Here is a 15239-nt window from a genome sequence, read left to right as displayed (position 1 = left end):
TGCGTCAGGGGAGAGGGGCCCTCCCCTGACGGACCGGCCGGCCGAGGGTCAGGACGTCTTGCCGCCCGCGGGCGACTTCTTCGCCGACTCCGGGATGTCCTCGTCGCTGCGGATCGCCTTCCAGAGCGTGGACGCCTGCGGCTCCGCGGCCACCACCCGGTTCGGGTCGATCTTGTCGTACGCCACCGGCAGCATGATGGTCTCCATCGTGGACGGGTCCACGCCGTTCAGACTGCGTCCGAAGTCCGCGAGCGCGGTGAGCGAGGCGAGTTCGGAGTCGGTGGTGAGAGCCGCGGTGAGCGTGTCCGCGATCTTGTACGTCTTGGTCGGGCTGCCCAGGAGATCCTGCTTCTTGATCTCGCTCAGCAGGGCGATCATGAACTCCTGCTGGAGCCCGATCCGCCCGAGGTCGCTGCCGTCACCGACGCCGTGCCGGGTGCGCACGAAGGCCAGCGAGTCCGTGCCGTTCAGCTTGTGCGTGCCGGCCGCCAGGTCGAGCCCGCTGGACTTGTCGTGGATGTCCTGGTCGACGGTGACGGTGACGCCGCCTATCGCGTCCACCAGGCCCTTGAAGCCCGCGAAGTCGATCTCGACGTAGTGGTCCATGCGGACCCCGGACATCTTCTCCACCGTCTTGACCACGCACGCCGGACCGACCTGCGAGTAGACGGAGTTGAACATCACACGCTCGGCCGAGGCCACCTCGGAGCCGTCCGGCTTGGTGCACTCGGGCCGGGTCACCAGGGTGTCACGCGGAATGCTGACGGCGACGGCCTCCTTGCGGCCCTCGGGGATGTGCATCACCAGCGCCGTGTCCGAACGGGCTCCCGCGACCTTGCCGGTGTTCAGTTCGGCGTTGTCGCCCGCGCGCGAGTCGGAGCCGAGGATCAGGATGTTCTGCCCCGAGGTGGGGAGCTTCTCCGGCCGGTCCTTGCCGATGGCGTCATTGATGTCGACGCCGTCGATGTTGCCGTTGAGGTCGCTGTAGAGCCAGTAACCGGTACCGGCCGCGGCGACGACGAGTACGGCCAGGCCGAGCAGGATGTTTCGGCCGGTGCGGCGCTTCTTCTTCCCGTTCTTTCCGGCTCTTCGGCTCCCGCGCCCCTCGCGCGGCGATTGAGGGGCAGGCGGCACGGGGGTGCTCAGGTCGTGGCTCACGGCGGGTCCTCGCAACTCGTGCCCAGAGGGCAGGAGCAGCTGGCCGCTCCCGTGAGGGGCCGGGTCGGTGCTGCTCGGCTGACGCTTGGTTGGCATTGAACTATAGACACCCGATCGAGCACGCGTACGACCCGATGTGCCCGGTGTGCGCCTCGGCAGGGCGCCGGGACACCTGTTCGGTCGTGCGTATGATGTGGCGAATTCTGGAGTCATCTGTGGACACCAGGACCGGCGTAGGAGGGGACGGCACACATGCGCGGCAGAGGTGCGCAGGCGGTGGACCGGGGGACCCGAACCGGTGCCGCGGCCGAGGCGCGGCCTCAGCGCTTGTCCGTGACGTCCGCGGCCACGGGGTCGTGGCTGCTGCGCGGGACCGACGCCCGCCTCAGTGTGTACGCGCCGGTCGAAGGCGGCGTGCACCGCTGGACGGAGACCGCGGTGGGCAGCGCCCGCTTCAGCGGGCCGGACTTCTTCCCCGTCGAAGGGCTGACGTCTCTCGCCGTGGCCCAGGGGGCCAACCGCTACGCGCACTTCATCGGACGCAGGGAGCGGCCCGGCGGTGACGGACCGAAGGCCGATCTGGTCTACGCCGTGCAGTACCAGACGGGGCGGACGCTCGGCGACTGGCGCTCCCTCGGCAACCCCTTCCGCGATCCGAGGGAGGCGGCGAGCCTCGGTGCGCCGGCTGCCGCCGTCGACGGACAGGGCACGGTGCACGTCTTCGTGTCCGGCGGCCCCGGCGGGGTCATGCTGCGGCGCGAGGCCAAGAGCGGGGCCTGGGAGGCATGGAAGGACCTGCGCGGCGGCGCGGTCGCGGGCGGGCTGAGCGCCGCGGCGAGCTCGGCCGGACTGGTCGAACTGCTCGCGCCGGGACACCGCTCGGTCATGCACTGGGTGCAGACGGAACCGCGGGCGGATCTGCGCCGGGCGCAGGACCTCACCCCGGCTCCCGTACCCGGCTCGGCAGCGCTCCTCGAGACCGCGCCCGGGGTGTTCACCGCCTACTGGTCCGAACAGAGCGGGACGGGCGTCTACGCGCAGCGACCCGGTGAGTGGGCCTTCCCTGCCGGCGGGGCACCGGGAGAAGGGTCCCACGCCACGCTCCGCGCCACCGTCGACGGCTACGACTGCACGGTCCTCGCCCACCAGGGGCGGATGGGAACGGCCGTGCTGGGCGTGTGCGGCACCGGTGCCGAGTCCGGTGGGCTGTGGTGGACCGACACCGGGCTGTCCTGCGTCGGTACTCCGGCGCTGGCACTGGACGGGCACGGCCGGATCGTCATGGCGATGGTCGGCGCGGACGGCGCCGTTCTGGTGAACAGGCAGCGGCCGGAGCCGGGACTGGTCCTCTCCGACTGGGACCGCCTGCCCAGCAGTTGAGCGCACGCCTTTACAGCACGTTGCACTGAAAGTCCAGATCGACAAATGGTTGTATCCGTTGCATGTGGTGATCGTCACGCGCCACAGGCTGTCTGTCTGCTGTCTTGATCTGGACTTTTAGGAAACCATTATGTGAAAGTTTGATGGATTGCCGGTGTGTGGCGATCGCGGTCGAATCGGGGGTGATGGGCCCCCGTGTCTGGGAATGCGTGCTTCTTCTAGTCCAAGGCGCCACACGGCGAGGTGTGGATGCCCTTGGGAGGGCAGAGCTGCTGGGTACGGATGGTGGATGCCTCGTGGGTGGCTCGGACAACCCTGAAGCCGGAGCGCTGGTCTCGGCGTACCGGTCTGCGGTCCCGACCGGCGCGAGACGGCGCATCGTCCGCGGGGTGCCGACCCCCGTCCGCAAGGCGGTGAAGTCCTCGCTCACCGCTGCCGACTCCGTACGCTCGGCCGCGGTGGTCTGGGCGATGGGGGGCAAGCGCAACGCCCCCCGGCACAGCCCCGCCCACTCCCGGCGAATCGTCCGGGTGGGCCGTCGCCACATGCGCGCGCTGCTGGTCGAGGGGGCGACGGACTGGGCCGCGCGGGCGCGCAACCTCAACATCGTGGTCTCCGTCCTGGAGGCGGCGGGCATCGACTACTTCTGCGTGCGCGGTACGAACAGCGGGCTGCCCGCCGTCGCCGTCCGCGCCGCCACCCGCCCGCTGGTGGAGGAGATGCTCCGGCTTGCCTTCGACCAGGCCCCGGGCTACGTGGGACCCACCGCCGGCGGCGAGGCCCGCATGGAGCCCGGTGACGAGGAGCGTTCCTGGCGGCAGCTGCGCAACCACAGGGTGCTGAGAGTCGCCTGGTACGTGTGCGACCCGACCCAGCAGCTGGTCTTCGGCGCGGCCAGCGGATGCGACATCGAGATGTGGACGGAGCGGGACGGGGAGCTGCACGCTCCGCGGCCGAACCGGGTCATCGACGCGGTGCCGGTGAGCGCCGCGCGCAAGTCCGCGCCGCAGAGCCTCTTCAGCCCCATACCTCCGGCGTACCGGACCGGGAAGGCCCGGACGCTGGCCGAGTTCGCCGTGCCGCTTCCCGAGGACCACCAGTTCCCCATCGACGTCGTGTACACCTGGGTGGACGACTCGGACCCGGTCTGGCGGTCGTCGCGCGACCGTGCGCGCCGGGGGTTGTCCGCGGGCGGTCTGCACGAGCAGGCGGCGAACGACTCGCGGTTCACCAGCCGTGACGAACTGCGGTACTCACTGCGGTCGCTCCACCAGAACGCGCCCTGGGTACGCAACATCTACCTCGTGACGGCGGGCCAGGTGCCGTCCTGGCTCCAGACGCAGCACGCGAACCTCCGGGTGGTGGACCACCGGGAGATCTTCTCCGAGGCCACCGCCCTGCCGACGTTCAACTCGCACGCCATCGAGAGCCAACTGCACCACATCCCGGGTCTTTCGGAGTGCTTCCTCTACCTGAACGACGACGTGTTCTTCGGCCGGCCGGTCACGCCCGCGACCTTCTTCCACCCGAACGGCATCACCAAGTTCTTCACCTCGCCCGCGTTGATACCGGGAGGTGCCGCCTCCCCGGACGACCTCCCGGTCAACGCCGCCGGGAAGAACAGCCGTTGGCTCATCGCGCAGAAATTCGGGACCGCCATTTCCCAGAAGATGAAGCACACCCCGCACGCGCTGCGCAGGAGTGTGCTGCAGGAGATCGAGGAGACCTTCGTCCAGGAGCACGCCGCCACTCAGCATGCACGCTTCCGCTCGCCCGACGACGTGCCGATCGCCTCCTCGCTGCACCACTACTTCGCGTACCACTCGGCGCGGGCCACGGTAGGGGAGATCCACTACCGGTACATCGACCTCTCGGCGGATCTCGCCGAGCGGCGCCTCAACACGCTGCTCGCCAACCGGAACATGGACACCTTCTGCCTCAACGACACGGTGGAAGCGGCTGACCCGGAAGCTCAGCGGATCATGCTGGAACGTTTCCTCGCGGCCTACTTCCCGGTGCCCAGCCCCTATGAAGTGGCGGACCGCAAGAACGCCATCGAGCCTGCGAGTGAGACCCACCGCGCATGAACGCCTATGACGTCACGCTGGTCGTGCCGGTGTACAACGTGGAGCAGTATCTCCAGGAATGTCTGGATTCCATCGCCGCGCAGACGGTGTTCGAGCGCTGCGAGGTCCTGCTCGTCGACAACGGCAGCACGGACGGCTCCTACCGGCTCTGCGCCGAGTTCGCCCGCCGGCACGCCAACACCACGGTGCTGGTGCGCCGCGGCGGGGGTGCCGGAGCGGCGCGCAACCTCGGGATGGACCGGGCGACCGGCGCTCGCATCACCTTCTGCGACTCCGACGACATCCTGCCGCCCACCGCTCTGGAAAGCATGCTGGAGGCTGCCACCACGACCGGCGCCCAGGTGGTGGTGGGGATGATGGAGACATTCCCCAAGCCGACCAACTGGGCCTGGAAGGGGTATTTCGGCAAGGGCGACCGGACGTTCGCCGGCGTGGCGGAGATGCCCGAACTGGTGCACAGCGCCAGCGCCTGCAACAAACTCTTCGACCTCGCCTACCTGCGCTCCCACGGCATCCGTTTCGCGGAAGGCGTCCACTTCGAGGACGCCTACGTCGGCGTGGCCGCGCTCGTTCTCGCGACCCGCCTCGCCCTGGTCGACCGGTGTGTCTACCAGTACCGCAAGCGCGCCGCGGGCAACTCGACCATGGACGCCATCTGGACGCGGCGGCAGAACTACTGGGACCACCTGCAGTTGGTGGAGTACCTGCACCGGATGGGCGCGGGCCTGCCCCACCTCTCGCGGGCCGTCCTCGACCTCTTCCTGGTCCGCAGCTACCAGGGCTTCGCGCTCCGGGCGCCCGACCTCTTCCAGGGGGCCGAACTGGAGGACATCTACTCGCGGTGCCGTGCGGTCTACCAGGACGTCGAGCCGGACCTGATCCTCAGGGCCACCGCCGACGCCCGCCACCGCGTGGCCTACCTCGCCTTCGCCACCGGGGACTTCGCGCTCTTCGCGGACCGGGCGTCCCGACTGGGCAAGCTCTCCGTGTACGACGGCAGCGCCCATCTCCTCGGACACGTTCCGGACCGGCTGGCCCCGTTGGCACGGGCCACCCCTTTCACCGCCCACCTCGAGCACGTCCGACAGGTGCCGGGCACCGGAGTGCTGAGGCTCTCCGGGCGGTTCGACGTGGGCGGCATGCCCATGGTCCGGCCGCTGGACGGCCACCTGAGCCTGCGGGTACGCGGGAGCCGTCTCAGCGTGCCCGCCATCCAGGTCCGCCGACGGGACATGAGGAACACGCGACCGGACACCGAATGGGGCGGCTTCACCGCGGACCTGCCCCTCGCCGCCCTGCGCCAGGGCGTCCACGACCTGGAGTTCGCCGTCGACGCCGAGGGTGGCCAGGCGGTCACCCCGTGTCTGGTCGCCGCGGGCTACCTGCGCGGGGCACGCCTCGTCGAACACGGCGGGACACGGGTGGTGCCGCACTGGAAGGGGAAGAACCGGGCGATCCTGATGGTCCTCGGGACGGGCCGCCGACTCGGCGGACGCAGCGTGCTGGGGGGTCTCCTCGCCAAGGACGCCAAACACGTACTGCGCCGACGGCCCTTCTGGAAGCAGCGCCTGCTCCGGCTGCTCACGAAGCCGCTGAAGCCACTGCTCCTGGGACGGGACGTCTGGTTGTTCGGTGAGCGGGGCGACACCGCGCAGGACAACGGCTGGCATCTGTTCCGCCACGTGCGCACCGCCGGAAAGCGGCGCGGGGCGTACTACGTGATCCGGGCCGGCAGCCCGGACCGCGCCCACCTGGCCGGGCTCGGACACGTCGTCGCGCACAGTTCCTGGAAGCACAAGCTGCTGATGCTGCACGCGGCGGTGCTGGTCAACGCCTACGACATCGACACGTACATGCTGCCCGACGGCTGGGACCGGACCCGCTACCTCAAGCACCTGAACTGGCGCGTGGGCGCCCGCCGGGTCTTCCTGCAGCACGGAGTGACGGACAAGGACGTCAGCAAGGGCCTGCACCGCAACCGCACGGGGGTCGATCTCATCCTCGCGGTGAGCCGCGACGAGGGGCGGTTCCTGTCGCGGGAACTCGGCTACGAGGGACAGGTGTCGGTCAGCGGTTTCCCCCGCTTCGACGCGCTGACCCCCGGCCGCGGCAGCCGCACGATCCTGTTCATGCCGACGTGGCGCGCCTATCTGACCGTCGCCTCGTACAGCCGTGACGGCGGTGGCCGCGAGGCGCGACAGGCGGCGCGCGACCGGTTCCTGGCCTCCGGCTACCGGGACTTCATGGTCCGCTTCCTGAACAACCCGGACTTGCTGTCCGCCCTCGACCGGTACGACTACACCCTGGAATTCCTGCCGCACTACGAAATGCGCGCGATGGTCGGGGACATGGTGCCGGACCGGAAGCGGATCCGGATACTCGACCAGAACGAGATCAGCGTGCAGGAGGCCATGCGGCGTTGCGATCTCTTCATCACGGACTGGTCGTCGACCGCGTTCGACGTCGCATACCTGGGCACGCCATTGGTCTATGCGCAGTTCGATGCCCATGAATACTGGGACGGGCATTACCAGAAGGGATACTTCGACGCCCGCCGGGACGGATTCGGACCGGTGTGTGAAACCGTCGAAGAGACCGTCGCCGAAGTGGTGCGCTACATGTGGGCGGATTGTGCGCGGGAGCCCGAGTACCTGCGGCGGGCGGAGAAATTCTTCGAGTACCGGGACCAGCAGAACAATGTGAGGGCCTCGGAAGCGATCGACAGCCTCGTTCGGGGTGCGAAGCATTGATGTGGTGTTCCAGGAGGAAATATGTCCCAAGCCAACCGTGACGTGACGGTCGTCGTGCCGTTCCGCGACGTCCAGGACTACTTCGGCGCGTTTCTGGAGTCGGTGGCCGCGCAGACAGCCTTGGCGCGCGCCCATGTGATCCTCGTCGACAACGGCAGCACCGACCAGTCGGTGGCGATCGCCGGCGAGTTCGCCGGCCGGCACGCCAACGTCGACCTGGTCTCCCAGCCCGAGGGCCGGGCCGGGGACGCGCGCAACATGGGCATGGACATGGCCACAACGCCGTACATCGTCTTCTGGGACGCCGACGACATCGTGCCCGAGCGGTCCTTGGAAGTGCTCCGGAACACCATCGTCAAGACCAGGGCCACGGTCGTCGTGGGGCGGGAGAAGCACGTTCCGAAGCCGGTCAAGGCGCCGTGGCACAAGTACTTCGGCAAGAACGTCAAGACGGTGAGCAGTATCGTCGACATTCCCGACCTGATCCACTCGGCGTCCTGCTGGAACAAGATCTTCGACCTCGATCTGCTGCGCTCACAGGGCATCCGGTTCGGTACCGGCACCGCCTTCGAGGACGCCTACGTCTCGCTGCCCGCGCTGCTGCTGTCGGAGCGCATCGCGCTGGTCGACGCTCCCGTCTACGAGTACCGCAGGCGCGGTGACGGCACCTCCGTCATGGACACCATCTGGGACCTTCCGCAGAACTACGCCGACCAGTTGGTGATGCTGGAGTACCTCGCGGCCATGCGTCAGACACTCACGCCGTACCAGCAGGAGACGCTGGAACGGTTTCTGGTCCGCAGCATGCAGGGCTTCCTGCTGAGGGCGCCCCGCGTCTTCGGGGAAGCCGACTGCCGACAGCTCTTCGAGCGCTGCCGCACGCTCTACTGGGGGATCACGTCCGAGCAGTTCGCGCGCAGCACGCACGACACCAGGCACCGGCTCCCGTATCTGGCACTGCACTTCGGGGACTTCGACCTCTTCTACCGTCCGGCGTCGGTCCTCGGACCGGTCTTCGGTCGTGAAGGGGACCTCTACGTCGACTACCCGGGCACGTCGTGGGGGCTGCCGCTGACGAAGGTCACGTCGGTCCCAGCCCGGATCGAGGGTGTCTCCGCGGGCGACGGCGGGACGGCGGTGATCCACGGCCGCTTCTCGGTCAACGGGATCCCCGACGAACTGCTGGCCAAGCTGGAACTGCAGGTCTGGTTCGAACGCAGCGGCAAGACCCTCCAGGCGGTGAACCATGGGCACTCCCACGACCGGCCGGATCAGGCGGGGGCGGCCTTCAGCGTCGCCGTCGACCCCCGGCAGTTCCCCGCCGGCTCCTTCCCCGTGCGTCTGGTGGTGTGCACCCGGGGCAGGGACGTTTCGCGCCCTTGTGCCGTCTCCCCGGCCCTGACCCAGCATCCGCCCGGCAACGGATTCCACGGCCTCGCGCGGATCACCGCCGAGGGCGGCACCGCCCACCTGGTCGTCGAGTCCAGCCAGCACTGACCAACGCCCGCTCCAGAAATGGGGTATTCGTCAGAAAACAGGAGTCATTCGTGTTCGATCCCCTCTACGCCGTCGCCGTCGTCGTCCCCATCTTCAACGTGGAGAGATACCTCCCGGAGTGCCTGGACTCGCTGGCCCGCCAGACGATCTTCGACCGCTGCCAGGTGGTCCTGGTCGACAACGGCAGCAGCGACAGCTCGCCCGCGATCGCGGCGGAGTTCGCAGCGCGGCACCCCAACGTGTGGGCGTTCGTGCATGCGGAGGGAAAGGCCGGTGGGGCCAGAAACGCGGGCATGGACCTGGTCAGCGCCCGCTACATCACCTTCTGCGACTCCGACGACGTACTGCCCGACGACGCCCTGGAAACCATGTGGCGGACAGCGGTCAAGGAGCGGGTGCCGCTCACCATCGGACGGATGGAGACCTTTCCGGAGGAGACCAACTGGCCCTGGCTGCGCTACTTCGGCAAGCAGGTGCAGGTGCATCCCGGAATCGAGAACATCCCGGAGATGATCCACGGTGGAAGTGCCTGCCACAAACTCTTCGACATCGAGTTCATCCGCGCCAACAACATCCGGTTCCGTGAAGGCGTGCACTTCGAGGACGCCTTCTTCTCGGTGCCCGCCATGCTGCTCGCGGATCGCATCGCGATGGTGCCGGCCACGGTGTACAAGTACCGCAAGCGCGCGGCCGAGGACTCCACGATGGACAAGCTGTGGGAGCGCACGGCGAACTACTGGGACCACCTCCTCCTGGAGGAGTACCTGATGACCCTCCGCTCCCGCCTCTCCGGCCACCGGCAGGAGGTCCTCAACCGGTTCCTGGTGCGCAGCTACCAGGGGTTCGCCCTGCGCGCGCCGCAGGTACTGTCCGAGGAGGAGCTGTACCAGCTCTTCCAGCGCGCCCGTGCCGTCTACACACTGGTGACACCCGACGCGGTCCTGGCCTCCACCCACGACGCCCGCCACCGGGTGCCGTTCCTCGCGATGTACATGAACTGGTACGAGCTCTTCGCCCGCCCGGACCAGGCGATCAGCGGTGTGTACGGACGAGGCGGGGACCTCTACCTCGACGTGGCGGTGCCGAGCGCACTGCTTCCGCTCACGAAGATCTCCGCCACCAGCGTGCACGTGGAACGGATCCAGGCGGACCCGGAGTCCGGCGGAGTCCTGGTCGCCGGACGGTTCGTCCTCAACGGTCTCCCGATGGGCCGCCCGATGCGCAACCGACTGCAGCTGTGGGTGGAGAAGAGCGGTCAGATGGTGCCCGCCCAGCAGGTCTGGCGCAGCGACCTCGTGGCCACGCGTGACGACCTCGCCTGGGGCGGCTTCGAGGCGGTCGTCCCGGCAGGCGCGCTCAAGGACGGCGAATTCCCGCTGAAGCTGGTCTTCTGCACCTCCGGCCGAGATGTCTCGCGCCCGTGCATGACCACCACGGCGATGTTGCGCAGCGCCCGGCCGATGAAGGTCGCGGACCGCTGGGTCCTCCCGCTGTCGAAGGGCAAGGACAACGCCGTACTGGTGGTACGGGAGGCGCGGGGCCGGGACGGGGACAAGGACTGGGAGGACTTCCTGGAGGGACTGGACCAGGACCAGAAGAAGCGCAAGGCACCCTTCTGGCGCGCCCGCGCCATCCGGCGGGCCACGCTCCGTTTCTACCGCCGCAAGGAGATCTGGCTGATCGGCGAGCGCCGGGACACCGCGCAGGACAACAGCCTGCACCTGTTCACCTACCTGCGTAAGCACGAGCGCCGCCGCAAGGCCTACTACATCATCGAGAAGGGCAGCGCCGACCGGGCCAAGCTGAAGCGCATGGGGAACGTGGTGGCGCACAGCTCATGGAAGCACAAGCTCCTCATGCTGCACGCTTCCCTGCTCATCAACGCCTACGACATCGATTCGTACATGCTCCCCGACGGCTGGGACCGCACGAAGTACCTCAAGCACCTCAACTGGCGCATCGGAGCCCGGCGGGTCTTCCTCCAGCACGGAGTCACGGACGAGGACGGCAGCAAGGCGCTGCACCGGAACCGGACCGGCGTGGACCTGGTCTTCGCGACCAGTGACCGGGAAGCCCAGTACTTCTCCGAGCACATGCACTACGGCGACCAGGCCAAGGCACTGGGCTTCCCGCGCTTCGACGCCCTCCAGCCGGACCGCGGCCGCAGGCGTGTCCTGCTGATGCCCACCTGGCGCAAGTACTTGACGATCCCGTCCTACCTCCAGCAGGACGGTGCCGACCAGAACGCGGTGGACGAGATCTTCCGGGAGTCGACCTACCGCGAGTTCATGGTGCAGCTGCTCCGCCACCCGAAACTGATGGAGGCGCTGGAACACTACGACTACGTCCTCGACTTCCTTCCGCACTACGAGATGCGGAACATGATCGACGGAGTGGTGCCGGACCACCCCCGGGTGCAGCGCCTGGACCAGACGAAGGTCAGCGTGCAGACGGCGCTGCGCCAGTGCGAGCTGTTCATCACCGACTGGTCCTCGGTCCACTTCGACATGGCCTACCTCGGCACGCCGCTCGTCTACGCCCGGTTCGACCCGGACGAGTACTGGGCGAAGCACGCCAGGAAGGGGTATTTCGAAGCCGCCTACGACGGATTCGGCCCGGTGTGCGGAAACGTCGAGGACGTGGTGACCGAAGTGATCCGGTACCTCAGCAACGGGTGCGTCCGCGAGCCGGAGTACGACTACCGGGCGCGCTCCTTCTTCGCCTTCGCGGACCGCGACAACTGCGCCCGCGCGACGGCCGCGATCGCCGAACTCGCGGCGTCGAACGGGTAGGTCCGGCGCACCGGCGCGCGAACGCGAAGGGCCCCCGCCTCGGGCGGGGGCCCCTCTCAGCCTGCGAGCGACGTGTCTAGGCCGGAACGCTCGCCACGCCCTGCGCCAGGAACCGCTTCCCGGTCACCCGCTCCGAGACGCCCTCGCGGTCCAGGTACGGCGTGATGCCGCCCAGGTGGAAGGGCCAGCCGGCGCCGGTGATCAGGCAGAGGTCGATGTCCTGGGCCTCGGCGACGACGCCCTCGTCGAGCATGAGGCCGATCTCCTGGGCCACGGCGGACAGGACGCGGTCGCGGACCTGCTCCTCGGTCAGGACGGTGTCGCCCTGCTTCAGCAGCGCGGCGACCTCCGGGTCCAGCTCGGGCTTGCCGCTGTCGTAGACGTAGAAGCCGCGCTTGCCCGCCTCGACGACCGCCTTCAGGTTCGGGGAGACCGTGAAGCGCTCGGGGAAGGCCCGGTTGAGGGTCTCCGAGACGTGCAGGCCGATGGCCGGGCCGACCAGCTCCAGGAGGACCAGCGGGGACATCGGCAGGCCGAGCGGCTCCACCGCCTTCTCCGCCACCGGCACCGGGGTGCCCTCGTCGATGACGTTCTGGATCTCGCCCATGAAGCGGGTCAGGATGCGGTTGACGACGAACGCCGGGGCGTCCTTGACCAGGACCGCGGTCTTCTTCAGCTTCTTGGCGACGCCGAACGCCGTGGCCAGCGAGGCCTCGTCGGTCTGCTCGCCGCGGACGATCTCCAGCAGCGGGAGGATCGCGACCGGGTTGAAGAAGTGGAAGCCGACGACCCGCTCGGGGTGCTTGAGCTTCGACGCCATCTCCGAGACGGAGAGGGAGGAGGTGTTCGTCGCGAGGATCGCGTGCGCCGGGGCCACCGCCTCGACCTCGGCGAAGACCTTCTGCTTGACGCCCATCTCCTCGAACACGGCCTCGATGACGAAGTCCGCGTCCGCGAAGCCCTCGGCCTTGTCCAGCACACCGGTGACCAGGGCCTTGAGGCGGTTCGCCTTGTCCTGGTTGACACGGCCCTTGCCGAGCAGCTTGTCGATCTCGGCGTGGACGTAGCCCACACCCTTGTCGACGCGCTCCTGGTCGATGTCGGTCAGGACGACCGGGACCTCCAGGCGGCGCAGGAAGAGCAGCGCGAGCTGGCTGGCCATCAGGCCGGCGCCCACGACGCCCACCTTCGTCACCGGGCGGGCCAGCGACTTGTCCGGGGCGCCCGCGGGGCGCTTGCCGCGCTTCTGCACCAGGTTGAAGGCGTAGATGCCGGAGCGCAGTTCGCCGCCCATGATGAGGTCGGCGAGTGCCTGGTCCTCGGCGTCGTAGCCCTGCTGGAGGTCGCCGTTCTTGGCGGTGGCGATGATGTCCAGGGCGCGGTAGGCGGCCGGGGCGGCGCCGTGCACCTTGCCGTCCGCGATGAACCGGCCGCGCGCGACCGCCTGGTCCCAGGCCTCGCCGCGGTCGATCAGCGGACGCTCGACGGTGATCTCGCCCTTGAGGACGGACGCCGTCCACAGCAGCGACTGCTCCAGGAAGTCCGCGCCCTCGAAGATCGCGTCCGCGATGCCGAGTTCGAAGACCTGCTTGCCCTTGAGCTGCTTGTTCTGGTTGAGGCTGTTCTCGATGATCACCGAGACGGCCTTGTCGGCGCCGATCAGGTTCGGCAGCAGCGTGCAGCCGCCCCAGCCGGGGACCAGGCCGAGGAAGACCTCGGGGAGCGAGAAGGCCGGGAGGGCCGCCGACACCGTGCGGTAGGTGCAGTGCAGGCCGATCTCCACGCCGCCGCCCATGGCCGCGCCGTTGTAGTACGCGAAGGACGGCACCGCGAGGTTCGCCAGGCGCTTGAGGACGTCGTGGCCGCCCTTGCCGATGGCCAGCGCGTCCTCGTGCCGCTTCAGCAGCTCGACGCCCTTGAGGTCGGCGCCGACCGCGAAGATGAACGGCTTGCCGGTGACGCCGACGCCGACGATGTCGCCGTCCGCGGCCTCCTTCTCGACCTGGTCGAGCGCGGCGTCGATGTTCGCCAGCGACTGCGGGCCGAGCGTGGTCGGCTTGGTGTGGTCGTGGCCGTTGTCCAGGGTGATGAGCGCGAAGCGCCCGACACCCAGGGGAAGGTCGAAGTGGCGCACATGGGCGCTGGTGACGACCTCGCCGGGGAACAGCTCGGCCGCACCCTTCAGCAGCTCTGCGGTGGTGCTCACTTGTCCCCCTCGAAGTGCGGGTTCTCCCAGATGACCGTGGCGCCCATGCCGAAGCCGACGCACATGGTCGTCAGGCCGTAGCGGACGTTCGGCTGTTCCTCGAACTGACGGGCCAGCTGCGTCATCAGGCGGACGCCCGACGAGGCCAGCGGGTGGCCGAAGGCGATGGCGCCGCCGTACTGGTTGACGCGCGCGTCGTCGTCGGCGATGCCGTAGTGCTCCAGGAACGCGAGGACCTGGACGGCGAAGGCCTCGTTGATCTCGAACAGGCCGATGTCGGAGATCGACAGGCCCGCCTGCGCGAGTGCCTTCTCGGTGGCCGGGATCGGGCCGTAGCCCATGACCTCCGGCTCGACGCCCGCGAAGGAGTACGCGACCAGGCGCATCTTGACCGGCAGGTCGTTCTCGCGGGCGAAGTCCTCGCTCGCGATGAGGGAGGCGGTCGCGCCGTCGTTCAGACCGGCCGCGTTGCCCGCGGTGACCCGGCCGTGCACGCGGAACGGCGTCTTCAGGCCCGCCAGGTTCTCCAGCGTGGTGCCCGGACGCATCGGCTCGTCGGCGGTGACCAGGCCCCAGCCCGTCTCACCCGCCTCTTCGTTGGTGCGGCGCACCGAGATCGGCACCAGGTCGGCCTGGATCTGGCCGTTGGCGTACGCCTTGGCGGCCTTCTCCTGCGAGCGCACCGCGTACTCGTCGGCGCGCTGCTTGGTGATCGACGGGTAGCGGTCGTGCAGGTTCTCCGCGGTCATGCCCATGAACAGGGCCGACTCGTCGACCAGCTTCTCGCTGACGAACCGCGGGTTCGGGTCGACGCCCTCGCCCATCGGGTGGCGGCCCATGTGCTCGACACCGCCCGCGATCGCGACGTCGTACGCCCCGAAGGCGACCGAGCCGGCCACCGTGGTGACGGCGGTCAGGGCGCCCGCGCACATGCGGTCGATGGAGTAGCCCGGGACCGAGGTGGGCAGGCCCGCCAGGATGCCGGCGGTGCGGCCGATGGTCAGGCCCTGGTCGCCGATCTGCGTGGTCGCGGCGACGGCGACCTCGTCGATCTTCTTGGGGTCGAGACCGGGGTTGCGGCGCAGCAGCTCCCGGATCGCCTTCACGACCAGGTCGTCGGCGCGGGTCTCGTGGTAGATGCCCTTCGGGCCCGCCTTGCCGAACGGGGTGCGGACGCCGTCGACGAAGACGACGTCCCTGACGGTACGAGGCACGATGGCTCTCCTCCAGGGTGCGGGATGGCACTGCTGCGGCACGCATGCACTGAGCGCGCGCTCAGGCCCCATGCTACTTATGAGTAACGTAGCTGCCCAGTCCCCCCGGCGGGAGCGGCGAAGGTCACACCGTCCGTCACACCACCGGAGGAGCC

The 15239-nt window shown here is 68.8% G+C and carries 8 protein-coding genes; 5 read left to right on the top strand and 3 right to left on the bottom strand.

All coding sequences use genetic code 11. From position 1 onward, the window contains the following. Positions 1-48: 48 nt before the first annotated feature. Positions 49-1158, bottom strand: coding sequence for an LCP family protein (locus B9W62_RS08845; protein ID WP_373433675.1), 1110 nt, complete (start codon positions 1156-1158; stop codon positions 49-51). 333 nt (positions 1159-1491) lie between these two features. On the opposite strand from B9W62_RS08845, the gene B9W62_RS08840 reads away from it, so the two are divergent. The 5 genes from B9W62_RS08840 (at position 1492) to B9W62_RS08820 (ending at position 11664) form a co-directional block, all read left to right on the top strand. After that, entirely contained in the window at positions 1492-2538 is a 1047-nt protein-coding gene (locus B9W62_RS08840; RefSeq protein ID WP_256976244.1) for a PLL family lectin, read from the top strand. 296 nt (positions 2539-2834) lie between these two features. Then, positions 2835-4625, top strand: a complete 1791-nt coding sequence (locus tag B9W62_RS08835) for a stealth family protein (RefSeq protein ID WP_256976243.1) — start codon at positions 2835-2837, stop codon at positions 4623-4625. Continuing rightward, on the top strand, positions 4622-7375 hold the full coding sequence (locus tag B9W62_RS08830) for a bifunctional glycosyltransferase/CDP-glycerol:glycerophosphate glycerophosphotransferase (protein ID WP_087806646.1): 2754 nt from the start codon (positions 4622-4624) through the stop codon (positions 7373-7375). Before B9W62_RS08835 ends, B9W62_RS08830 begins: the two co-directional genes overlap by 4 nt. A 21-nt stretch (positions 7376-7396) precedes the next feature. Continuing rightward, positions 7397-8872, top strand: a complete 1476-nt coding sequence (locus B9W62_RS08825) for a glycosyltransferase family 2 protein (RefSeq protein WP_087806645.1) — start codon at positions 7397-7399, stop codon at positions 8870-8872. 50 nt (positions 8873-8922) lie between these two features. After that, a complete protein-coding gene (locus tag B9W62_RS08820; RefSeq protein ID WP_179235402.1) occupies positions 8923-11664 on the top strand; it encodes a bifunctional glycosyltransferase/CDP-glycerol:glycerophosphate glycerophosphotransferase in 2742 nt (913 codons plus the stop codon). A gap of 76 nt (positions 11665-11740) precedes the next feature. Here B9W62_RS08820 and B9W62_RS08815 read toward each other — a convergent pair whose 3' ends face one another. Both B9W62_RS08815 and B9W62_RS08810 read right to left on the bottom strand, forming a co-directional pair. Then, positions 11741-13870 carry a 3-hydroxyacyl-CoA dehydrogenase NAD-binding domain-containing protein gene (locus B9W62_RS08815; RefSeq protein WP_087806643.1) on the bottom strand — a complete coding sequence of 710 codons (2130 nt, stop codon included), beginning with the start codon at positions 13868-13870 and terminating at the stop codon, positions 11741-11743. Then, entirely contained in the window at positions 13867-15084 is a 1218-nt protein-coding gene (locus B9W62_RS08810) for a thiolase family protein (RefSeq protein WP_087806642.1), read from the bottom strand. Before B9W62_RS08810 ends, B9W62_RS08815 begins: the two co-directional genes overlap by 4 nt. Between the last annotated feature and the right edge of the window lie 155 nt (positions 15085-15239).

The organism is Streptomyces sp. CS113 (genome assembly GCF_002188365.1).
Taxonomy (GTDB): domain Bacteria; phylum Actinomycetota; class Actinomycetes; order Streptomycetales; family Streptomycetaceae; genus Streptomyces; species Streptomyces tendae.
The sequence above is the reverse complement of the archived record's forward strand: the minus strand, read 5'-3'. Positions and strand labels throughout refer to the sequence as shown.

What these genes read in the sequence shown, in the direction of transcription:
- B9W62_RS08830 (WP_087806646.1), top strand. Translation starts at nt 4,622, where the DNA reads ATGAACGCCTATGACGTCACGCTGGTCGTGCCGGTGTACAACGTGGAG.
- B9W62_RS08825 (WP_087806645.1), top strand. Translation starts at nt 7,397, where the DNA reads ATGTCCCAAGCCAACCGTGACGTGACGGTCGTCGTGCCGTTCCGCGAC.